Origin of the sequence: Siphonobacter sp. BAB-5385, from assembly GCF_002261125.1 — a bacterium.
In the GTDB taxonomy this organism is placed as follows: Bacteria; Bacteroidota; Bacteroidia; order Cytophagales; family Spirosomataceae; genus Siphonobacter.
This window is the reverse complement of the sequence record NZ_NMPS01000070.1, coordinates 91,474-113,842: the sequence shown is the minus strand read 5'-3', so window position 1 is coordinate 113,842 and position 22,369 is coordinate 91,474. Positions and strand designations below refer to the sequence as shown.

Below are 22,369 nucleotides of genomic sequence, written 5' to 3'. Positions count from 1 at the left end.
GCCCAGTACCTGTGAAATGCCGTAATACCCATCGTAACTCACGATGGTTTTGCCAGTAGTTCCCCGACGGGTAGAAACAATCACAACGCCATTGGCTCCCCGAGACCCGTAGATGGCAGTTGCCGACGCATCTTTCAATACTTCCATCGATTGAATATCGTTCGGGTTCAGGTCGTCAATACCTCCCGCCAACGGAATTCCATCGACTACGTACAGGGGGTCATTGGAAGCGTTAATCGAACGACGTCCGCGAATTCGTACCGTTACGCCCGCTCCGGGTCGGCTACCCGATTGCACGACATCAACCCCCGCGGCCCGACCCTGTAAGGCCTGCCGGGCGTTAGTGATGGGCAGTTCAGCAATTTCCTTGGAACTTACGGAGGAAATGGCTCCGGTCAACTGGCTCTTTTTCTGGGTTCCGTAACCGACGACGACCACTTCCGATAATTCAGCGGACGAAGACGGAATGACTAGTTCCAGTGAATTCTGATTTCCCACCGGAAACTCCCGCGTGAGATACCCTACGGAAGAAACCACCAGAATAGCATTCTCAGGTACGCTCAGGGTGAATCTCCCCTCGGCGTTCGTTACGACTCCCCGCGTGGTTCCTTTGACTGAAACGCTGGCTCCGGGAATGGGTTGCGTATCGTCTCCGGTAACCCGACCGCTAATGGGACGATCCTGAGCAAATACATTCCAACCAAGTCCGAGCAAGAATAGACTTAGTAATAGGTTCTTCATACGAAAGTAGAGGTTATCGTTTAAGGGTTCTGTGATGCTTTACATCGCTAAAATGACCGCTTTTGTCTATATAAACCCTTATTTTTTAAACTATTCAAAGAAAAAATTTAATATTAATACTTATCAAATAAATTAATAGCTAAAATAATACAATTAAAAAGGCCTCAATCCGCAGATTAAGGCCTTCTGTATGGGAAAAATATAAATCTATACAGGTCTTTAATTCACTAGCTATCAGAGCTTTACTAGCCTTTCATCCAGCGTACTAAAGCAATTTCGGTGAGTAAGAAACCTAAAGCCGCAATAATAAACCACTTCCACAGGTCTTTTCCTACGTGTTGCTCTTTATAGGCGGTAGCGACATCGGTCCTGGTAACGTTGTCGAATACTTGTACATTTTTTCTATTCTTGAAAATGGCTCGCAGTTCATCCGGCGTATATACCTGCATCCGCGATTCTTCATGGCCGTGGTTGAGGGCCAGCAAACGTACCAGTTGATTATTTAGTCGCAATTCATAATAGCCTGATTCCAGCGGTGTACTACTTTGGCTCGACTGCGGTAACTCCAGGTGCATTCGTGTCCCGATCATTCGTTGTACCGGAATGAGTTCCAGTTTGTCTTTACGCAACTGATACACTGCATTCTTGGGGCTGCCGGTTACATCCAGTACAAGATCTTTCGATTCAAAAGAATAGGCAATGGGTTCCTGACGTACACTTAAGGCTGCTATTTTGTAAAGAACAGGTAAAAACAGAGCATGTTGAGCGAAATCGCCATACGTTGCTTCCAGAGGAGCGGCCAGGACGTACACGTGCCCATTGCCGGATTTGGAAGACGTCAGGAAAGGCTCCCCGGATTTAAAACTAAGCAGCTTATCTCCTACTGCTTGCCAGGACCATACTGCCGAGGCCGTGGGCATGGTCAATTGTTCCTTGCGGGTTGTTTCGTCAAAAATGTCGCTAAAGAAGGGATTCTGCCGGGATGGTTCTGCCAGGTAAGTAGGCAGGGAAGGCTGCCCCTGAATTGAAGCCACATTCTGAATACCCAGCCCATTCAGCCAGGAGCCATCGCTGACCCGGGTGGGTGGTACAATGACCAAACTTCCGCCTCCCTGTATAAACCGCTGCAATTCCGTTAGCAGACTTCCCTCTACGCGATCTACGCCTTCGAGTACGATGACATTGGCGGCCTGAAATTTACCCACATCAACGTTGCTTACGGAAAAATTCTGTTGCTGAAAGAGGCTATCGTTCGCAAAAACATTCTCAACAAAATTGCCTGATTTCTGCCCATATACCTGAACCACATTGATCCGGGGAGCCGCATTGAGTACGAAGTAGTAATCGTTGTCAAACAACACGGGTGAATCTTCAAAGGTGATTCGCCCCCGTTTGAAACCCTTCCCGCGTACAGTAAAATTGAACGTAGTCTGTACGTAGTTTTCAGCCGGAATGGAGACAATTTGCGTAGCTACCTGCGTTTCATCGAGCAACAGTTTAACACCCAGATTTTCAACCGGCCTGGTACCCGAGTTACGCAGGCGTACGGTGACTACGTTAGACTGCATTTCCCGAATGAAGGGCGTATTCAGCCACAGCGTATCTACAAAGACGTTTTGGGTAGCGGTTCCCTGCACGGGTACCAGAAAAAGCTGGGTACTGGAATCAGGTACTAGTTTTTGTAAATCCCCCGTCGTTGATTTCTGAAAGTCCGAGAACCAGAATAGTTGATTTTTACCCGTACTATGGGCGGAGGCTAGTTGCTGTTGCCGTCGGTACACGCTTTCGAGCGAGCGACCCGCCGGAGCAAAATCAACGGAAGCCAATCGATCCCGTAACTTCTGACTTCCCTGCAGGGCATGTTCTTCCGCCCCAAACGCATTGGTCACTAGTTGTAAGGTGGGAGCATTCGGGAAATTTCCCAGTAACTCCTCCACTTTGGTAGCCGCCACATCGAGCAGCCGTCGGTTATCTACCAAATTCTGCATCGATAAGGAGTTATCCAGGTAAATGCTGGTGATGCCATCCCGGCTCACGCCCGTGGTTTGGCTGGCAGGAATAAAGGGTTGGGCAAAGGCCAGAGCCAGGCACACTAAGGCCAATATACGAGCCGCCATGATCAGCCAGTGTTTCAGGCGTCGAAAGCTACTGGTCGTCGTATTGATCTGCTTGAGGAAGCTGACATTCGTAAAATATACTCGCTTGACTCGCCGGAAATTAAACAGGTGAATCAGTACCGGAATAGCGGCGGCCAAGAGTCCCCAAAGAAAAGCGGGATACAAAAACTGCATAAATACGACGTGTCAGCTATGGAAGGCGATCGGGCAGGATGCTTCCGTGAAATGTTAGGTCCTAGAGTCGGATTCCTGAAATAACTAAAAATATAGCGTATAAACGAAAAAGCCTTCACCCAAGTTGGATGAAGGCTTTTATTTTGTTACTAGTTTTCAGTTGTTTGTTTTCTTTGATCGAAGATTTTTGACGAATCCTCTAATCACTTACAACCCTCAACGATTCCTTATAACTTCCGTTTTACTTCCTGCATTTCGAAGCATTCGATGGTATCGCCTACTTCCAGGTCGTTGAAGTTTTTGATACTCAGACCACATTCGTAACCAAATTTCACTTCGGATACATCGTCTTTGAAACGTTTTAGTGCCTGAATCTCTCCTTCGTGGATCACGATGAAGTCGCGGATTACGCGGATTTTGTTGTTCCGTTTCACCGTACCTTCGGTTACATAGCAACCCGCAACGGTACCGATTTTGGAAATCCGGAATACTTCGCGAATGTCGATGTTGGCCGTAACCACTTCCTGGAATTCGGGTTCCAGCAGACCTTCCATGGCTTTCTTGATGTCCTCGATTGCCTGGTAGATGATGGAGTAATTCCGAATTTCGATTTGTTCCTGATCGGCCAAACGACGAGCGTTGAGCGAAGGACGAACCTGGAAGGCTACAACTACAGCGTCCCCAGCCGAGGCTAACATTACGTCGGATTCAGTTACCTGACCTACGCCCTTATGGATGATGTTAACATTAACTTCAGCCGTCGAGAGTTTAAGCAGCGAATCGGAAAGTGCTTCCACAGAACCATCCACGTCCCCTTTAACGATGACGTTAAGCTCTTTGAAGTTTCCAATCGCTTTCCGGCGACCAATTTCTTCCAGGGTAATGTGTTTACGGGTACGGAGGGATTGTTCACGCAGCAATTGCTCACGTTTGTTCGCAATTTCACGGGCGTCACGCTCCGTTTCCATCATATTTACTTTATCACCAGCCGTGGGAGCACCGCTCAAACCTAAAACCTGTACAGGTGTAGAAGGCCCTACCGATTTGACGCGTTGGCCTTTGTCGTCGAACATGGCCTTCACTTTACCGAAGAACGGTCCAGCCAACATCACGTCACCCACACTCATTGTACCATTCTGTACCAGAATGTTTGCGACATAACCGCGACCTTTATCCAGGGAAGCTTCTACTACTGTACCTACGCCACGTTTGTTAGGATTGGCTTTCAGATCAAGTAACTCGGCTTCAAGCAATACTTTTTCCAGCAGTTCGTCAATACCTAAACCGCTTTTCGAAGAGATTTCCTGGGTCTGGAAACGTCCACCCCACTCTTCAACCAGAATATTCATTTGCGACAGGCCTTCACGGATTTTCTCCGTATTCGCACCGGGCTTATCTACCTTCGAGAAAGCAAATACCATCGGAACACCCGCATTCTGGGCGTGGTTGATGGCTTCCCGGGTTTGGGGCATTACGCTGTCGTCCGCTGCAATTACGATAATGGCAACGTCCGTCAGTTTGGCTCCCCGAGCACGCATAGCGGTAAAAGCTTCGTGACCTGGGGTATCCAAGAACGCGATTTCGCGACCGTCGTTTGTTTTTACTTTGTACGAACCAATGTGCTGGGTAATACCACCGGCCTCACCCGAAGCCACTTTCGTTTTACGGATATAATCCAGTAAGGAGGTCTTACCGTGGTCAACGTGACCCATGATCGTAACTACCGGAGCACGGGGTACTAAGCTTTCCGGAGCATCTTCTTCTTCAATCAGAGCTGATTCAACCTCTTCTTCGGCAGAGATGAACTGAACATCGAATCCAAATTCATCCGCAATGATCGCGATGGCTTCTGCATCCAGACGCTGGTTGATGGATACGAACATCCCCATGTTCATACACGTCTGAATGATGTCGTTGATCGAAACGTCCATCAAAGACGCCAAGTCGCTGGCCGATACGAATTCGGTTACTTTCAGGATTTTTTCCTGTTCGAGTTCGTGCTGTTCGGCTTCTTCCCGGCGACGGGCCCGATCCTGGCGACGTTCCCGACGACGGTCTGCACCAAAGTTTTGCTTTTTGGCACCACCACCGCCCATCTGGGCCATCGTGTTCTTTACATTATCACGTACTTCCGTTTTCGAAGGCTCATCGCGACGGTTACCACCCCGGTTGTTATTATTCCGGTTGTTGTTGTTGCGATTATTGTTATTGTTGTTGTTACCTCCGCCCTGGTTGTTATTCTGAGACTGGTTGTTGTTCGCAGCGTTGTTGTTATTGTTGTTGCGATCCTGTCCCTGATTCCGATCCTGGTTGTTGGTATTCTGGTTGCCTTGTCCTCCCCCTTGCCGGTTCTGATTAGTATTCTGGCGGTTGTTGGGGTCATTCGGATTAGTATTATTACCACGAGCCTGGTTACGATCCTGCTCGACGGGTTTAATCCGCTTGCGTTTCTTTTTCTCGTTGTTCGAATTGCCGCCACGGTTGTTATTGCCGCGGTTATCCTGTTTCGTTGGTAATTCGATTTTACCCAGCACGGTCAACCCTTTCAATCGATCGGCTTTTGCTTCAATCAATTCGGGCGGTGTGGCGGGAGGTGTTTCTGTCTTCACTTCCGGTTTTGGCTCTGGCTTTGGTTCTTGTTTGGTTTCTGGCCTTTGCTTCTGAAAATCTTTACGCTCATTTCCGCCACCAAACCGAGGGTTTTGCGGAGGCGTTCCGGCCGGGGTGTTGGTACGTTCGGGCGTTTGAGCTTTCTTTTCAGGCTCCTGCTTGGGAGCAGGGGCAGGCTCTACCACCGTAGCCACCGGGGGCGTTGCTACAACAGTAGGTTCAGGCTTTATTTCAGCGACAGGTTGAGGAGTTACTACGGGCTGTGGGGCTGGCGTTTCCACCTTTGCTTCCACTTTAGGTTCCGGCTTAACGGGCTCTGCCACGACGGGTTTTTCAACCACAGGTTCGGGGGCAGGTACGACCGGTTTTTCAGCTACGGGCTGTGGTTTGGGTTCCTCGGGTTTTACGACCGGTACCTTTTCTGCCGCAGGTGTTTCCACCTTGGGTGCAGGAGGTACGGCGGGTGCCGCAGGTTCCGCAGGTGAAGCTCCCGGAACAACGGGTTTACCCGTGCTCAGGTCAATCTTACCCAGCACTTTTAATCCTTGTAGCCGAGGTTCTTCTTTGGCTGGCTCCTGCTCCTGAGGCTTCTTTTCTTCAGCTACGGGAGCAGCGGCCGCTTCTTCCGACTTCTGACGGAAATACAGGGGCAAATCATCATCAGCCTTGGGACGAGCCGTCGCGGCGGGTTCAGCAGGCTTAGTCCCTTCCTTAAGCAAGTCAGGAGCACTAAATTCTTTCGCCAATACCTGGAGTTGTTCTCCGGTTAGTTTGGTATTGGGATTGTTGTCAATTTTAAATCCTTTGGCCGATAGTCGATCCACAATGGTTCCCATGCCCACGTTGATCTTTCGTGCCGCCACATTTAAACGCATTGTTTGGATCTCTTCTGCCATGTTACTGTCTGAATTCGTCAAAACGAGTGGTTTATAAGTAAGAGTTTAGGGTGTTTTGAATACGGTATAGTGCGTAACGGATCTTGTTCAGATGGTTACGCACTATATATCCCATAGCTCGTAACCGTTAAACCTCCGTTTGCATTAATCGAATTCCTGTCGCAGAATGTCCAGTACTTCATCGATGGTTTCCTCCTCCAACTCCGTCCGGCGTACCAAGTCTTCCTTACCCATGGCAAGAACACTCTTGGCCGTATCGAGACCTACGCGGTGGAATTCATCAATGACCCACTGTTCAATTTCGTCGGAAAACTCGTTGAGTTCTACGTCGTCGTCGTCCACGGGCCCTTCGGTTTCGCGGAAGACGTCGATTTCCATCCCTACTAATTTTCCTGCCAGCTTAATATTCTGACCACCTTTTCCGATAGCCAGTGAAATCTGATCGGGCTTAAGCCAGGCCGATACCCGCTTGTCATCCTTATGGATACTCATGCGGCTAATTTTAGCTGGACTTAGGGCCCGGGCAATCAACAACTCGATATTATCCGTAAAGTTAATCACGTCAATATTCTCATTGTTCATTTCCCGTACAATCGTATGAATCCGACTACCTTTCATCCCTACGCAAGCACCTACGGGATCAATCCGGTCGTCGTAAGATTCTACGGCTACCTTGGCCCGCTCCCCTGGTTCACGAACCACGCGGCGTACCATGATCAATCCATCGGTTACTTCAGGAATTTCCTGCTCAAACAAACGTTCCAGGAATACTGGAGACGTTCGGGAAAGCGTGATTTTCGGCGTACCGTTGTTCATTTCTACTTTGTGAATCACGGCCTTGGTCGAGTCGCCTTTTTTGAAGCGATCCCGGGGAATCTGCTGATCGCGGGGCAAACTTAACTCATTTCCCTGAGCATCCAGACAGATAATTTCCCGTCCCAGTACCTGATACACTTCTACCGTCAGCAACTCTCCTACCTGATCTTTGTAGCGATAATAGAGCAATTCCTTCTCCATATCCTTTACTTTCTGAATCAGGGTCTGGCGAGCCGTTTGTACAACCCGACGGCCAAAATCTTCCAGCTTTACTTCTTCCACTACTTCTTCGCCTACTTCAAAATCCTTTTCGATTTTTTTAGCGTCAGCCAGCGGAATTTTATCGTAATCCCAAATATCTTCTGAATCATCATCCACGATCTCGCGGGTCCGGAACATTTCCAGATCCCCGTTATCAGGGTTGATAATTACGTCAAAGTTCTCGTCAGTACCGTATTTCTTACGAATCATGGTCCGGAAGACATCTTCCAGAATTTTGATCATCGTCGGACGGTCAATGTTCTTCTCTCTCGCGAAATCAGCGAAGGAAGCAATCAGTTCTGCACTGTTCATCGGTTCGTCATTGGTTTTGTTGTTTTCCAGCCCACGGCATCCGGTTACTTGCGGAGCTAGGCTTTGCCTCGTCAGCTAAAAACGCCCGGTTACGCGATCATTTAAATGAAACCAGCACTTGTGCCTTCTTAATTTCGGAATAAGGTATTACGAGGTCTACCGAAGGTTCCTTTTTGGTTCCATCCGTAGTCAGGGTGATGGTGGAATCGGTTACTGCCTGCAGTGTACCTATTTTTTCCCCACCATCCAGAAACTGAACTCGTAGCTTACGACCGGCATTTCGTTGGTATTGACGGGTTTGAGTGAGTGGAAAATCGACACCAGGAGAGGATACTTCTAATGTATAAGCGTTTTCGAACAAATTCAGTTCCTCTAACTGTCGGCCTAATTCCCGACTCAATACGGCACATTCATCAATACTAATTCCGGCATCGCTGTCCAGTAAAATAGTCACTTTTGATTTGATACGGGATTCACTTACCTGTACTTCTACCAGAAAATAACTTTCATCGGGCAGTAAGGCCGTAGCCAGCTCTGTTATTTTTGCCTTCACATTCATACGACTCTTCAGGAGTTGCGTTGAAAATTAATGATAAATCCCTAATTATCAACGACTACCGCGGTACGGAATTTTCGCTTACGGTCTATAAACAAAGAAGAGGAGTTTATTGCCCCTCTTCTTTCCGTTAAAATCCGATGCAAAATAAAGCTTTTTTCGCATAATAAACAATATAATGTTGCTTCAGCCCCGCGTATTTCACCGAATAAGGGCTTTTGCTTGGGCGAAATGAAACAATTTTGCGTCTTTTACGGAATCATCCCCACACCTGTCTAGTTCCAAATGGCTTCCCAATATCCCACTGAAGGATTTTTTACCAAATTACTGGCATTAGCTACCTATGTGTTGTGTGCCTTCCTACTGATTGGTTATCTCTTTGGATATACCCTGTGGTGGACGCACTGGCTTACAGGATTCTGGCTGATTGGAATGCCCGAGGTAATGATTCTGGTAGCTCTGTTTACGCTTTTCTGGTTTTTTAAAAACGTACGCCGTGCCTGGCTTCCGCTTTTCGTCCTGATTCTGGGCTGGCCCTTCTGGCAGCGTACCATTGGCTTTTCCACTAAGCCCCCTATTGCCGCCTCAGAAAATCATAAAACACTCAACGTCACTACTTTTAATACAACATTTTTTACTGTATCTACCTACTGGCATACTAAAAATCGTAGCTTACCCCAAACGATGCTGAACTGGCTTCAACGCAGCGATTCCGATCTACTGTGTATGCAGGAATACTATAATTGGGACAACCCTGCTTTACCAGATCTGTTTAAATCGACGGCTCTTTTGCAAAAAGCTGGCTTCATATACAAAGCTCAGTTGAAAAACCTGAACTGGTATACGGGTGAAGCCCGCACAGGCGAAGCGGGCTATCTGGGACCTGTGCTTTTTTCCAAGTATCCCATCATTAATCAGAGTTACAGTGTTTTTGAAAATGCTGGAGGGCATAACGGCTATGTACGAGCCGACATTAAAAAAGGAGCAGATACGATCCGAGTCATTAGCGTCCATTTATTTTCAATGGGAGTACGCGTCGGAAAAGTGGTAAAAGCGGCCAATTCAAAATCCGCCAAGGCTGAAACGCGTAGTATTATCCAACAATTGAAAGCCGGTTTTATCGCTCATAACGAAGAAATTGAAGAAGTACTACAGAAAGAAGTAAAGAATAGTCCGTATCCGGTTATTCTTTGTGGTGATTACAATGAAGTACCCACGGGTATCGCTTACGGGAAAACCCGTCAGTACCTTAAAAACAGCTTCGAAGAAGCCGGAAACGGGTTTGGTTTCACGCTCAATCGCAGCCCTTGGTTCATTCGCATTGATAATCAGTTCCATAGCAATCATTTTAAGGTACTGCGTCACCAGGTGCATCGCGAGGTTAAGGGATCGGATCACTTTCCGGTACAGGTCCTTTACGAATATTAGAATATTCCTTTAAGCGAAAGGCCCGGCTGATGGATCAGCCGGGCCTTTCGCTTGGATAGAATCGTATTAGCTTCCTTTCTTCACTAGCTTATACTCAATATTTGGATAGCCCCGTTCACCACCGTCCGTTGACGTATAGTTGATAAACTTGAGTTTGTACACGTTGCCGGCAGCGTCTTTAATCACGTAGAAACGATCCGTTTTCACACCGGCCGGCGTTCCATTCGGTCCGGCGACGTACGCCAGTTGCCTCCAATCACGTTACGATCGCTTTTGAAAGGCGTAGTCGCCACGTTGCTTTCGGCGTAAGCGTCGTAACTAACGGTACTGGTTAGCATTTCGGCCGCCTGTACACCCGCCCAATGGTTGATTTGTACAAAGTCAGCGTATGGATACGGAATCGTTTCGGTGGCTTTATACGTCGTCAATCCCCAAACGATGTCCCAACTGGCTTTCGCGGGTTCTCCTGCTACGACTTTACCCTGCGGCAGCGAAACGTAGCTGAAATTGACGTTTCCATCTTTGGTTACATCCAGCGTTTTAAACGTAGTTTCAGTAATCCGGGCATACTGTACAGTGTAGCCCGTTCCCTTGCGTAAAATCCGGATTTTGTACCAGGGTTTCTGACCCGTACCCGATGCTCCCGGGTTCAGGATGTATACAGGGTTGTTAGCGTCTGTTGCTGAGATTTCCTTAATGGCCGTCTTGGTTAAATCACCATCGACATTATCAATAATGTCGAACGTTCCCTGACCCTGACCCAAAACCAGCGTGTTTGCCAGAGCTACCGTATCCGCTGCCGTCACCTGAGCCAGATCCGTTTTTGTAAGGGCTTTTACGGCCGCTCCCGTCGTTGCATTGATGATTACGCGGAAGTCGCTTCCTCCAAAAAAGCCTAACTCCCAGCTGTTCCGGGCAATGGCCGTCTGGCTGTTGCTGCTGAAATCCACGAATACCGAGTTCAGAGCACTCGATCCGCCAGCCCCACCATTGAGTTTCAGGGCAGAACCGCTGGAAATAATGGAAGAAAACTTCAGTTTTTCCTTGGCCGTTTGTCCGACGACAAGTCCCGTACCAACGGATTTGATCGTGAAATCAATCGTTTCCGACCCATTGAGTACGATGTTCGCCGCCTTGGTTACTTTGAATGAAGTAGTCTTGGTGTTAGCCGGCACCGTCAGCGTAAGCGTATTGTTGGTGGCCGCGGGCGTCGTCGTAAAGTGCGTACCGTAGGCAACGCCCGTGGGGGTCAGTTCGACGGTAACATTGGTCGCCGCTGTCACCGTACGGTCCAGATTTACTTTCACCTCTAACTCGGTCTGATTCGCCGTAAATCCAACTTCACTGGCTTCAAATTGTACCGTATTATCGGGTAGCGGCGGATCATCGTCTTTACAGGCCGGCACCAGGGCCGTCAAGCTTAACAGCAGAAAAATAGAGCGTAGTTTTTGCGTACTCATGGATTTGCTTGATTGGGTTATTGGGAAAAGAATTAGTGTTGACTCCAGTTAAAGGTGAGTCCCAGGAAATACGAACGTCCGTAACTCATCGGAATCGGGCCATTGGTACTGTGGGCACTGCCGCTCTCGGTAGCCGTATTGTTCAATCGGGTTACGTTGAGCAGATTTTTTACGCCGCCCTGTAAGGTCAGGATTTTGAATACGGGTTGAGACAACGACAAATCAAGCCAGTGGTAGGCCGCCGTTTCGGCGAGCTGCGTTTGTAAATCAGCCGTCGTTTGATACGAAGTGCGTTTGCCGGCGTATTTATAGAAGAGGTTGACCTGCGTACCCGATGGCTTAACGGTATAGATGACGTTGGCATTGATTTCCGAAGACCAGACAAATTCCGGCAAATCCCGAGAGCTTGACAATTGATTAAAGCGTCCAATGTAGGAATACCCAAAATTGGTTTTAAGGTTCTTCCATTGCAGCACATTGTTGAGCGTTAAACCTGCCGTTTTGAACCGATCAATGTTGACGGTACGCATGATCTTGGAGTCCGTTGGGTCGTTTCCGTACCCGATCAGATCATGGAAATCGTTGTAAAAGCCCGTAAGCGTTGAACTGAGGTAGACGGTTTTCTCCTGCAAGGCCAGCCAGGCTAAGGACCCATTGAAACTGTTGGAGTACTCGGCTTTCAGATTGGGGTTCCCCGCAATGGAGTGACTCGCATCGAAAAAACTGAAGTATAGTTCCCGCAACGCCGGCGAACGAAAACCCCGGGCGTACGCGAGTCGTACATCGAGTCTTTTCGTCAGTGAAAACTTGGTATTTAACGAAGGAATAACGGGCGGGGCATCATAAGCCGAATTTCGAATAAAGCGTAAGCCAGGACGCAGCACCAGGCCAGAGACGGGCCGGATTTCGGATGATACGTACAGGGCCATGTCCGTAATGGAAGGCGTTCCGCTGATCCGGGCTCCACTGGCGTGATCGCGGTTCAGTTCCAGACCGGGTTGTAGCGATACGGCAGATGAAAGTTTGTACTGGGCCGTCGTACGGAACATCACATTTTCGAAACGCGAAAGATCCTGCTGGCCCTGATCCGTCGAAAGCGTTCGGCGACCGGTATTCAAATCAATAACCGTCGACTGGGTGCGACGACTGTAGTCCGTATACGCGGCTACCGCATTCAGACTGAATCGCTCATTTGCTTTCCATTCAGCCTGCCCCTGATGCATCAGTCGACGCGTAATGAAATTCTGATCCAGAGCCCGATTGGTATTGGCATTGACCGCTCCTAACGCATTGATTTTTTCGTGTAGCCCATCAAGCCGATACCGAATGTTGAAGGTTTTCCCCGTATACCCTACGGTGCCATTTCCTAAACCCTGAGCCTTTCCGTGCCAGTCCCGCGTGCGGGTAGCCGAGTACCCCTGCCAGCCACCAAAATCGTTACGAGTACCTCCCGCTGAGAGGAACCAGCCTTTCTTCTGCCAGGTCAGGTTAGCACTTTCGATGTGAGAGCCTTTCCCGGTAAAAGGAGCATATTCCTCCCCTACGCTTTCTTCCTGTACACGAGCCATGACGGAAAGTCGTTCGGTACCGGGTTTCTTCGTGATGATGTTGATGACGCCCGCCAGAGCATCCGAGCCGTAGGAAACGGACATGGGGCCTTCCACAATTTCAATGCGGGCAATGGTATTAATGTCGATCTGATTAAGGCTTTCGCGGGTATCACCGCGGTCGAGCATGGGTACGCCGTCAAGCAGAATTTTTACGTTGCGACCCGCCATCCCCATGAGTTGAATGTCGGAGGTCCCCAGAGCGGGATCATTGGAAAAGCGGATGCCTAATTCCGTATTCAATACGCCCACCAGCGAGGTCGCGGCCCGGGCCTGAATGCGTTCGAGTTCAATCGTCCGTACCTGAAAAACGGATTGTCGTAGGGACTGCGGTTCAAACTGACCCGTCACGACTACTTCCTGAAAATCCTTGTTTTCACTCCGAAGCTGAATATTCAGGGTTGTGGTTTCATTTTCCTTTACGTTCAGGGCAAGTTCCTGACTACTCATTCCTACCCGACTCACCCGAATCTGGTACGTACCCGCTTTTAGTTCTTTAAAGCGATAGAGACCCTGTTGATCCGATGCTACCCCGTAAGTTGTGCCTTTGATCACTAACGAAGCAGCTTCTACGCCTTCTCCCTGTTCATCCGTCACTTTGCCCATCACCTGACCCGTTTGAGCCCATAACAAACTCGTAATCAAGCTAAAAGCCAGTGTGACACTAATGGTTCGAAAGACAGCCACGAGGTAATTCTGTTTCGTTATATTTATTTAGATTTAATCTAATTAATCACAAAGGTAAAAATGATTCGGAACCCGCAAGCCTTTCCCCGAAAATTTTGATCGGCTTCAAACCAAAAAAGACCGCCTTCGGGCGGTCTTGGTAATCCATAAACTTTCCATCAGAAAACACAGGGCGTAAAACGCCTGTTACTCATTCTTTTTCAAGCTGACTTAGGGATGGGCTTCCAGCCATTCCTCGCCGTTTTCGTAGATTTCTTTCTTCCAGATGGGTACCACCTGTTTTAAGGTATCAATCAACCAGCGGCAGGCTTCAAAAGCATCATTCCGGTGCGGCGTCGAAACAGCAATGACTACGGCCACCTCACCGATCGACAGGACGCCCTTGCGGTGTACCATCGCCACTTTTTCGACGGGCCAGCGACGTGAGGCCTCTTCCGCCAGTTCTTTCATTTTCTTAACAGCCATCGAGTCAAACGTCTCGAATTCCAGTCGTACCACGTCCTTGGACTGGTTATGATTTCGAACCGTTCCAATAAAAACGTCCACCGCTCCGGCTCGTTCGGCCTGTACTGCGTCGATACAGGCAGCAATAGCAATGGGCTGATCCGTGACAGCAATCATACGTAAAAGTTTGGTTGAAAATTAACCGCCACTCACGGGCGGAATCAGGGCAATTTCATCCCGTTCGCTCAAGGGTGTTTCGGCCTCGGCATATTCTTCATTGACAGCTACGAGCAAGGATTTTAACCCCGCCAATTCCGGATAGCTCGTGCGGACGGACTCCAGCAGTTGCTGTACCCGGGCTCCGGGGGGCAACTGCACGACGTATCGCGACTGCCCGATGATATCACGGGTGATTCCGTACAGATGAATTGTTAATTCCATTCTTCAAAGTTGATAAAGCTTGCGGAACAAGTGTTCAAATTTTTCGTTTATTTGTTTATCATGCCAATTGATCGCCCACAAATCTATGACAATCACGGACGGCCCATCCAGTATATGCGATTGGCCGTTACGGATCGCTGTAACCTTCGCTGCTTTTACTGCATGCCCGAAGAAGGCATTGCCTATCTGCCGAAAAAGCAATTGCTAACCTACGAAGAAATGCTTCGCATCACGTCGGTGTTGGCAGGGCTGGGCGTACGGAAAGTGCGTATTACCGGGGGCGAACCTTTCGTACGGCATCAACTCCCTAATTTTCTGTACCAGCTCGCCGCTATTGAGGGCATTGACGAAATCGCGATTACGACGAACGGCGTTTTAACGCAGAAATACATCCCGGATTTGAAGAAAATTGGTGTCAAAACCATCAATTTAAGTCTGGATTCGCTGGATCGGCAGCGGTTTTATGAAATTACGCGGCGGGATGAATTTCCCAAAGTGGAAGCCTGTCTTTACGAACTGCTCGACGCCGGTTTTGAAGTGAAGCTGAATGCAGTAGTGATGGAAGGCCGTAATATTGAAGATCTCATTCCGCTGGCCCGACTCACGGACAAGTATCCGGTATCCGTGCGTTTTATTGAAGAGATGCCCTTTAATGGGGAAGGTTCGCATTACCCCACCCTTCACTGGACGTACCGCCGGATTCTGGAACACTTACAGACGGAATTTCCCGACATTCAGAAGCAAATTGATCCGCTTAACTCTACTGCTTATCATTACCAGATTCCCGGCTTTCTGGGAAATATTGGCATCATTGCCGCCTTCTCGCGGACCTTCTGCGGCACGTGCAACCGCATTCGAATGACCGCTCAGGGTACGCTCAAAACCTGCCTGTACGACGATGGAGTTCTAAACGTTCGGGATTTAATCCGCAGCGGAATCAGCGACGAAGCCTTACAACAGGAATTCATCCACGTCTTCCAGAAACGACCGAAAGACGGCTACGAAGCCGAAAACAACCGCCAGTCGCTGGTGCATGAATCCATGACGACAATCGGTGGATAAACGATTTTCCCAACAAAAACGACCCGTAGATGCTACGGGTCGTTTTTGTTTAAGAGTATCGATTACGTAAACAATAATTTCAGCGTAGCAATGAACAAACCCAAAGCCAGGGCATAACGCAAGGTGGGCACGTTGAAACGACGGGCTCCGGCGTAACCGCCCAGCAAGCCCCCCACAAAAGCAAAAGCCAGCCAATACAAGGTCTGCTGATCAGGTACGTAACCTTTCGTCAGTAACTTCGACAGTCCCGATACGGAATTCACAAAAATGAATAAAGCCGAGATCGCCGCGGTTTCCTTTAGCTTGGCCCAGTTCATCAGCAATAATACCGGACTCAGGATGATGCCCCCGCCAATACCGAGCATCCCTGAGAGCAATCCAATCACCGCTCCTACAGCTAATCCACCGAGTAAGGGAACAGGTGCTGTCGGATCTTCCGTGGTTTTGGGCCGCCAGAGGATACGGCCAATGGCCAGAATCAGACATACCCCCAGTAACTGTTTGTACAATCCGGCACTCAGGGGTATGCCCGCCCCCACAAAGGCCATCGGTACACTCGCCAGAGCAAACGGCCAGAATTTCGGCCAGCTAAAGTGCCCACCTCGATAGAATTGCAGGAAAGAAGACATCGATACAAACAGATTCAGTACCAGTGCGGAAGATTTCATCAATTCGGGCTGCGTGCCGAAGATAGCCAGTACGGCCAGGTATCCACTCGCCCCACCATGCCCAACGGAGGCATACAAAAAAGCCACAATGCCAATGGCCAGCATAATTATTACTTCGGTAGTCATACGACCTGAGCGAGTACAATTGGAACGTTAAAAAAGCGTTGGAAACGCAGTTAACGTTTGGTACAATTTTAGTTTTTAAAACAAAAGACGCTTCGCCCTGATTCTTTTAAAAAGTTGGCGGCATCCATTACTGGGAGAACCCCTATATTGTACTTTTGTTTTTTAGCACTTATAAGTAATGAAACCACTACACGATACATGTCCCTGGGTGATTTTGATCTGCGAAGGTAGCAAATGCAGTCGTCGCCAGGATGATTTACGCAGAACCTTCAAGCATGAATTGAAAGAACGGGGATTGAAAAAACACATAGAGCTGGTCGAGATGGACTGTACCAGCCGCTGTAAGCAAGGCCCCATCGTGGCTATCCAACCAAGTAACCTCTGGCTGGGCGAAGTACACGAGTCTAACGTTCCCCGTATTCTGGATGAAATGTTTCGGGAAGAATAAAGCAGTCTTCGTTCGTAACTAAAAAGCAGCGTACGGCCTCTTTTTAAACACCTAGAGTAATTACCCCCTTGTTTAACTAAACTACCGATTTTATCAATCTTACCCGGCAAGCTTCCTACGTTTAAGCTTCCTCAACCTTCATCCCTTCCTCTAAGTTTTTTATTCAGTGCTCCTTCACTGGCAAGGTCTTTTTCCAATTATCTTCTGTGAATTCTTAGCGACGAGAGCCCAGAAACGGGTTTTCTCAGCGACCTCGCCAGTAGCTTTACTATCCTGCTGCCGTTTTTCTTTATACGGCTGATTCACTGGGCATACCAGGTTAGCAATTAGTTCGTTTTTTAAGCTATCTTTAGAAGCTTGGATAACCCCATTTTCCGCCGATTTTATCTTTGTTACGTATGAATTTCCATCACTTCCGACGCTTATCCTTACGCTTGCTTATTCTTTGCCTGTTGCTGGGAGTGGGATTGATGGCTGTGATTTATGCGTACCGGGATCGGCTTTTCCGGCAGATCAATCAGCAGATCAGTAACCAGATTCGGGGTAATTTTCAGGCGGATAACTTTCGGGTTATTTTCTGGGAAGAAGCCACTCCGGGCTTGACGATCATTCTTCAGAATGTACGATTGGAAGATGACCGTCACGACCAGCACCATACTGATTTTCTGAATGTTAGAGAAGTACGGGTTCGACTGAGTCTGATTGATTTGTTCCGCCGACAAGTACAGATTAAACACATCCGGGTAATTGACGGATCCGTGACGGCCTTCCGGGATGAGACCGGATACGCCAACTGGAGTTTGTTTGAATCGGATAGCCTCACCCGCTCCATTCGCAAAAAGAAAAACCCGAATGGATTTTTAGTGGACATCAAGAAAGTCCGGCTGGAAAATGTTCAGGTACATTTCAGTGATTCCCTACGTCATAAATGGTACGGCGGTTTATTTCGGGACGTAGAATGTCAAATCTCCCGGGATGGCAATCGCATCAAAGCCCGCATCCGGGGTCCGCTGCATTTGGATGGGCTCGCCTTCAACTCCTCCAGAGGGAGTTTTGGTACGAATCAGGAAACGGATCTTAAACTCAACGTTCAGCTTGATACGGCCCGGAAACTGCTTACACTGCAACCTTCTCGCCTGGTTTTCGAAAAGAAAGATACGTTACACGCCCACGGGCATTTCCAATTCCATACCCGACGGCCCCCGGACCTTAATCTGTTCCTGCGGGTACAGGGGCTGGCCTTTTCCAAGACACTGGATTTAATGCCTCGGAAGCTAGCCGTTGCCCTGGGGAAATTTAAGTACTATCCTGATATCAAAAAAGCGAACATACGCATCAGCGGTTCAACGGCTCCCGGTTCGGAGCCTCATCTTGATATTCGTTTTGCTTCTGGTCCCGCCCGGATGGAATCGGTACTGGGTTTATTGACGAACCTGCGGGTAGAAGGCTATTTTACCAACCATCTTGACCCAAAACTAGCAGCGGGCGATGCCAACTCCCGAATACTATTTAGCCATTATTCCGCCGACTGGGACGATGCTTTGCCCGTCAGCGGCCGGATGGTACTGCATAACCTGCAGCACACGCGAGCCTTTCTAACCACTACGGTAGATACGGATTTGTCTACGCTCAACGAAACGCTCAATGCGACCAGCTATACTTTGAACGGCGGCAAACTGCGATTAAACGCACAGTACCGGGGACGGGTTGTGAATGTCTTTGACCCCAAAACGGGCGAACTGGCGGGTTTGCTACGCGGCAACCTGATTGTAGAAGATGGTCAGTTCCGATACCTTACCAGACATCTCAATTTTGACCAGTTAAACGTCCACGCGGTGTTTAATGAACGGGATTTGGTGGTAAAGCAAATCCAGACCCGGTTGAATACCAGCCCCATTACGATCCGCGGAACCATCAAAAAGTTAATTCCTTTTCTGACTTCTCCGAATACGCGTTTGTACGCCAAGGCCGAAATTTCTTCACCTAATCTGAATTTCAACGCGACCCAGTTTATGCCGCGTTCGCGTAAATCGTCGCCCCGTTTACGGGAAAAAGCTCGTCGGGACCTGATTGCCAAAGTAGATCGGGTGATTGACCAGTTGGAAACCGATGTAACCGTACGCTTCGACAAATTTCAGTACCGCCATTTCAAAGCCTCGCAGGTGAAAGGCGAAATGTTAATTACGCAACGAAAATTACAAATCAGGAATCTGGCCATGAATGCCTTCCAGGGCAATTTCAATTTCTCGGGTCAGGTGGATTATCTCCGCAGTAACCCTTCCCGAGTCAATGTATCGTATGTACTCAAAAACACCAATGTCCCAGAGCTTTTCCGGGCTTTTGATGATTTTCAGCAAACGACAATTACGCACCAGAATCTTCGCGGCCTGTTGAACTCCGAAGGAAAAATCAGCGTCAGGTTGCGACCCGATTACACACTGATTCCCGGTACGTTCGACGGCTACTTAAACTTCAATTTGCGAAACGGCGAGCTCATTGATTTTAAACCCATTAAAGGTATTCAGCGATTCATATTCAGGAATCGAAACTTTGATCATATCCGTTTTGCCACCCTCTCCAATCAGTTCCGCTTCAAAGGACGTGAAATTGAAATGGACAAAATGGGTATCGAATCGACCGCTCTGACGCTCTTTGTAGGGGGTACGTATAGCTTTGGTAATCAAACGGACCTGTACGTACAAATTCCGCTCGCTAACCTTCGGAAACGGGATAAGGATTACGAACTGGCCCGTCTGAACACCAAAGAAGCTCAGGGCTGGACGCTCAATCTGCGGGCGAAAGACGAAGGAAATGAGACCAAAATTCGGCTGGATCTAGGACAGAAAGTACGGCAACGCAAAGCCAAACGTCAGCAACTGGGTAACGAAACGGTAGATCTTCGTTAAAACCGGATTACCTTTCAGGGGAAAAAGGGGCTTTTACCGTCTCTTTCTAAACTCTGAACCGTATGAAATCTTCACTCTCCCGCCGGGCTTTTATCCAGCAGGCAGGCTTGCTCACTTCGGCTACACTTTTAAGTAGTACGGAGCTTTGGGCGGCTAAAAAATCAGGCTTACAGATTGGTTATTCCGCCATTACCTGGGGCGGAAAAGATACCGATGCCATCCGTGATATTGCTTCGCTGGGCTTTAAAGGCATTCAACTCCGGGCGAACGCGTTTGGTCCGTACCGCAACAAACCTTCCGAACTCAAAGCATTACTGGATGACAATCATCTCAAACTGGTTATGTTTTCGAGCGGAAACGTAGAAATCGACCCGGATAAGGAAGAGAGTACCATCAATATGCACGTAGCTCACGCCAGTTTTGTGAAAGCTCTGGGCGGAACGAGCATTCAGCTGACGAATAATGTTCGGCCGAAAGATCGGCAACCCACGCCGGAAGAACTTAAGCGACTGGCTCAGGTGATGAACGAAATTGGGAAGCAAACGGCCGGTTTAGGCATTCAAACCGCCTATCATAACCATATGCACCAACTCGGGGAAACACCGGAAGAAGTGGATATCATTGTTCAGGAGATGAACCCCAAGTATGTGAAGCTATTGCTCGACGTGGCCCATTACCACCAGGGCGGTGGCGATCCGGCCAAGGCCATCCATCAGTACAAAGACCGAATTCACGCCCTGCATTTAAAAGACGTTCGCAGTCCCCTCCCCGACAACACGAATCCCAAATCGTACAAGTTTGTCGAGCTTGGTCAGGGCAACGTCAACTTACCCGCCGTATTCAAAGCCCTCGACGACATCAAGTTTAAAGGCTGGGGAATTATTGAACTTGACGGCGTACCTGATACGGGCAAAACGGCTCTATCCTGTGCGGAAACCAGCAAGAAATTTCTTCTCGATCAGAAAATCCTGATGAGCTGATTCGGGCCGTACGACACGTTTCGAAGGAATCCTTTCGCTTTTACAGGGTAATGCTTAAAAAAGAGGTCTTTTACTGGAAGCTCTTCGTAAACTGGATACACGAAAAGTATTTCTGCCTTACTAATCATTAAACAAGTCTGTATGAAACGATTACCTTTACTACTGGTCGTCTGCTCTTTTGCCGGGCTTACCAGTGCCACACCACCGCAAGGGAAAGGCTCCTGGAAGAGTCTTTTCGACGGTAAAAGCCTGAAGGGCTGGAAAGTGGCCGAAGGCTCTGCTTCCGGAAAAGCCCGGTATGAAATTAAAAACGGTGAGATTATCGGCATTTCACAAACCAATACCGCCAATACCTTCTTACTCACCGAGCAGCAATACGGAGATTTTATTTTTGAGTGCGACGTTAAGGTAGACAACTCCCTAAATTCTGGTATTCAGTTCCGCAGCCTGCAACGCGAAAACGATGGTCGCGTATACGGCTATCAGATGGAAATTGATCCCTCGGATCGTAGCTGGAGTGGCGGCATTTACGATGAAGCCCGTCGGGGCTGGCTGGCCATGCCCACGAATTACGAAGCGGGAAAAAAGGCCTTTAAACGGGGCGAATGGAATAAGTACCGCATTGAAGCGATTGGCAATTCATTACGCACATTCGTTAATGGCATTCCCGTTTCAAACGTCTTCGATGACCAAACGCTGAAAGGGTACATTGCTCTACAGGTACACAGCATTGGCAAAGACGCCAGTAAGGAAGGAAAAACCATTCAGTGGAAAAATATTCGTATTCAAACCGAAAACCTTCAACCTTCTCCCGTCGATCAGGCTCCGGTCGTGAATCTGGTTCCCAATACGCTGACGGAACAGGAAAAAGCTCAGGGCTTCAAACTGCTTTTTGACGGAAAAACAAGTACGGGCTGGCGAGGTGCGTATAAAACGGCCTTCCCCGAAAAGGGCTGGACGATTAAGGATGGCGTACTGAGCGTAGATAAAGGCGACGGAGCTGAAAGTACCAACGGAGGCGACATCGTGACCAATGATTCCTACGGAGCTTTTGAACTGACCTTCCAATTTAAACTTACGGAAGGAGCCAACTCGGGAATGAAGTACTTCGTAAAAGAATGGTTACCCTATACGCACGAATTCAAACCCGGTCAACCGATGACTGTACCCGATGGTTACGTAAAGAAAGGATCCGCCATTGGCCTGGAATTTCAGGTACTGGATGATGCCCGCCACCCCGACGCCAAACTCGGAGCGGCTGGCAATCGTACTATTGGTTCTTTGTATGACCTGATTCCGGCGGATAAAACGGGAGCGAACAAAGCAGCCGTGAAGCCGATTGGTGAATGGAATGAAGGCCGGGTCATTGTGTATCCCAACCATCACGTTGAACACTGGCTCAATGGCTTTAAAGTAGTGGAGTATGATCGAGGCTCTCCCTTATTCAAGGCTTTGGTGGAACGCTCGAAATACGCTTCTTACAAAGGTTTTGGCATGGCCGAAAAAGGTCCCATCCTTATTCAGGATCACGGCGATGTCGTTAGTTTCCGCAGTATAAAAATTCGTGAACTAAAGTAGTTTTCAGTTTACGGTTGTCTGTTTTCAGTTGGGTTGAATCGATAAAGCTTT

General features: G+C 48.5%; 16 protein-coding genes and 1 pseudogene. 6 read left to right on the top strand and 11 right to left on the bottom strand.

What is annotated here, in order from left to right; all coding sequences use genetic code 11:
- Window positions 1-108: 108 nt before the first annotated feature.
- The 5 genes and pseudogenes from BWI93_RS28600 to rimP all read right to left on the bottom strand — a co-directional run.
- A pseudogene (locus BWI93_RS28600) lies at window positions 109-741 on the bottom strand (carboxypeptidase-like regulatory domain-containing protein); the annotation flags it as partial.
- Window positions 742-986: 245 nt separating this feature from the next.
- Window positions 987-3,032, bottom strand: coding sequence for a BatA domain-containing protein (locus BWI93_RS06760; RefSeq protein ID WP_094809460.1), 2,046 nt, complete (start codon window positions 3,030-3,032; stop codon window positions 987-989).
- Between the two features lie 227 nt (window positions 3,033-3,259).
- Entirely contained in the window at window positions 3,260-6,517 is a 3,258-nt protein-coding gene (gene infB, locus BWI93_RS06755; RefSeq protein WP_255157754.1) for a translation initiation factor IF-2, read from the bottom strand.
- A 165-nt stretch (window positions 6,518-6,682) separates the two neighbouring features.
- Window positions 6,683-7,927 carry a transcription termination factor NusA gene (gene nusA / locus BWI93_RS06750; RefSeq protein ID WP_094809456.1) on the bottom strand — a complete coding sequence of 415 codons (1,245 nt, stop codon included), beginning with the start codon at window positions 7,925-7,927 and terminating at the stop codon, window positions 6,683-6,685.
- 97 nt (window positions 7,928-8,024) lie between these two features.
- Window positions 8,025-8,486 (bottom strand): ribosome maturation factor RimP, encoded by a 462-nt coding sequence (gene rimP / locus BWI93_RS06745; RefSeq protein WP_094809454.1) that lies wholly within the window; start codon window positions 8,484-8,486, stop codon window positions 8,025-8,027.
- A 282-nt stretch (window positions 8,487-8,768) separates the two neighbouring features.
- Between rimP and BWI93_RS06740 the strand changes: the two genes are divergently transcribed.
- Window positions 8,769-9,911, top strand: a complete 1,143-nt coding sequence (locus tag BWI93_RS06740) for an endonuclease/exonuclease/phosphatase family protein (RefSeq protein ID WP_094809452.1) — start codon at window positions 8,769-8,771, stop codon at window positions 9,909-9,911.
- Window positions 9,912-9,977: 66 nt separating this feature from the next.
- On the opposite strand, the gene BWI93_RS28595 is transcribed toward BWI93_RS06740, so the two are convergent.
- The 5 genes from BWI93_RS28595 to BWI93_RS06720 all read right to left on the bottom strand — a co-directional run bounded on the left by BWI93_RS28595 (window position 9,978) and on the right by BWI93_RS06720 (window position 14,550).
- A complete protein-coding gene (locus BWI93_RS28595) occupies window positions 9,978-10,118 on the bottom strand; it encodes an HmuY family protein (RefSeq protein ID WP_255157753.1) in 141 nt (46 codons plus the stop codon).
- Complete coding sequence (locus tag BWI93_RS06735; protein WP_255157752.1) at window positions 10,115-11,371, bottom strand: HmuY family protein; 1,257 nt, start codon at window positions 11,369-11,371, stop codon at window positions 10,115-10,117. Before BWI93_RS06735 ends, BWI93_RS28595 begins: the two co-directional genes overlap by 4 nt.
- A gap of 32 nt (window positions 11,372-11,403) precedes the next feature.
- Entirely contained in the window at window positions 11,404-13,665 is a 2,262-nt protein-coding gene (locus BWI93_RS06730; RefSeq protein WP_094809450.1) for a TonB-dependent receptor, read from the bottom strand.
- Window positions 13,666-13,875: 210 nt separating this feature from the next.
- The gene (locus BWI93_RS06725; protein WP_094809448.1) at window positions 13,876-14,286 is read right to left on the bottom strand and encodes a molybdenum cofactor biosynthesis protein MoaE; all 411 of its coding nucleotides are present in this window, start codon (window positions 14,284-14,286) and stop codon (window positions 13,876-13,878) included.
- 21 nt (window positions 14,287-14,307) lie between these two features.
- Window positions 14,308-14,550, bottom strand: coding sequence for a MoaD/ThiS family protein (locus BWI93_RS06720; RefSeq protein WP_094809446.1), 243 nt, complete (start codon window positions 14,548-14,550; stop codon window positions 14,308-14,310).
- 60 nt (window positions 14,551-14,610) lie between these two features.
- Here BWI93_RS06720 and moaA point away from each other — a divergent pair, with 60 nt between their 5' ends.
- Entirely contained in the window at window positions 14,611-15,612 is a 1,002-nt protein-coding gene (gene moaA, locus BWI93_RS06715; RefSeq protein ID WP_094809586.1) for a GTP 3',8-cyclase MoaA, read from the top strand.
- Between the two features lie 62 nt (window positions 15,613-15,674).
- Here the strand turns inward: moaA and BWI93_RS06710 are convergent, their stop codons facing one another.
- Complete coding sequence (locus BWI93_RS06710) at window positions 15,675-16,406, bottom strand: sulfite exporter TauE/SafE family protein (protein ID WP_094809444.1); 732 nt, start codon at window positions 16,404-16,406, stop codon at window positions 15,675-15,677.
- A 178-nt stretch (window positions 16,407-16,584) separates the two neighbouring features.
- Here BWI93_RS06710 and BWI93_RS06705 point away from each other — a divergent pair, with 178 nt between their 5' ends.
- From BWI93_RS06705 to BWI93_RS06690, 4 genes are all read left to right on the top strand, one after another.
- Window positions 16,585-16,854, top strand: a complete 270-nt coding sequence (locus BWI93_RS06705; protein WP_141217380.1) for a ferredoxin — start codon at window positions 16,585-16,587, stop codon at window positions 16,852-16,854.
- Window positions 16,855-17,252: 398 nt separating this feature from the next.
- Entirely contained in the window at window positions 17,253-19,760 is a 2,508-nt protein-coding gene (locus tag BWI93_RS06700; protein ID WP_094809440.1) for an AsmA family protein, read from the top strand.
- 62 nt (window positions 19,761-19,822) lie between these two features.
- On the top strand, window positions 19,823-20,740 hold the full coding sequence (locus tag BWI93_RS06695) for a sugar phosphate isomerase/epimerase (RefSeq protein ID WP_094809438.1): 918 nt from the start codon (window positions 19,823-19,825) through the stop codon (window positions 20,738-20,740).
- Window positions 20,741-20,881: 141 nt separating this feature from the next.
- On the top strand, window positions 20,882-22,318 hold the full coding sequence (locus BWI93_RS06690) for a DUF1080 domain-containing protein (protein WP_094809436.1): 1,437 nt from the start codon (window positions 20,882-20,884) through the stop codon (window positions 22,316-22,318).
- Window positions 22,319-22,369: the final 51 nt, after the last annotated feature.

Excerpts from the sequence above, each read along its gene's own strand:
- BWI93_RS06760 (WP_094809460.1), bottom strand. The coding sequence starts at position 3,032 with ATGCAGTTTTTGTATCCCGCTTTTCTTTGGGGACTCTTGGCCGCCGCT.
- infB (WP_255157754.1), bottom strand. The coding sequence starts at position 6,517 with ATGCGTTTAAATGTGGCGGCACGAAAGATCAACGTGGGCATGGGAACC.
- nusA (WP_094809456.1), bottom strand. The coding sequence starts at position 7,927 with ATGAACAGTGCAGAACTGATTGCTTCCTTCGCTGATTTCGCGAGAGAG.
- rimP (WP_094809454.1), bottom strand. The coding sequence starts at position 8,486 with ATGAATGTGAAGGCAAAAATAACAGAGCTGGCTACGGCCTTACTGCCC.
- BWI93_RS06740 (WP_094809452.1), top strand. The coding sequence starts at position 8,769 with ATGGCTTCCCAATATCCCACTGAAGGATTTTTTACCAAATTACTGGCA.
- BWI93_RS06735 (WP_255157752.1), bottom strand. The coding sequence starts at position 11,371 with ATGAGTACGCAAAAACTACGCTCTATTTTTCTGCTGTTAAGCTTGACG.
- BWI93_RS06725 (WP_094809448.1), bottom strand. The coding sequence starts at position 14,286 with ATGATTGCTGTCACGGATCAGCCCATTGCTATTGCTGCCTGTATCGAC.
- BWI93_RS06720 (WP_094809446.1), bottom strand. The coding sequence starts at position 14,550 with ATGGAATTAACAATTCATCTGTACGGAATCACCCGTGATATCATCGGG.
- moaA (WP_094809586.1), top strand. The coding sequence starts at position 14,611 with ATGCCAATTGATCGCCCACAAATCTATGACAATCACGGACGGCCCATC.
- BWI93_RS06710 (WP_094809444.1), bottom strand. The coding sequence starts at position 16,406 with ATGACTACCGAAGTAATAATTATGCTGGCCATTGGCATTGTGGCTTTT.
- BWI93_RS06705 (WP_141217380.1), top strand. The coding sequence starts at position 16,585 with ATGAAACCACTACACGATACATGTCCCTGGGTGATTTTGATCTGCGAA.
- BWI93_RS06700 (WP_094809440.1), top strand. The coding sequence starts at position 17,253 with ATGAATTTCCATCACTTCCGACGCTTATCCTTACGCTTGCTTATTCTT.
- BWI93_RS06695 (WP_094809438.1), top strand. The coding sequence starts at position 19,823 with ATGAAATCTTCACTCTCCCGCCGGGCTTTTATCCAGCAGGCAGGCTTG.
- BWI93_RS06690 (WP_094809436.1), top strand. The coding sequence starts at position 20,882 with ATGAAACGATTACCTTTACTACTGGTCGTCTGCTCTTTTGCCGGGCTT.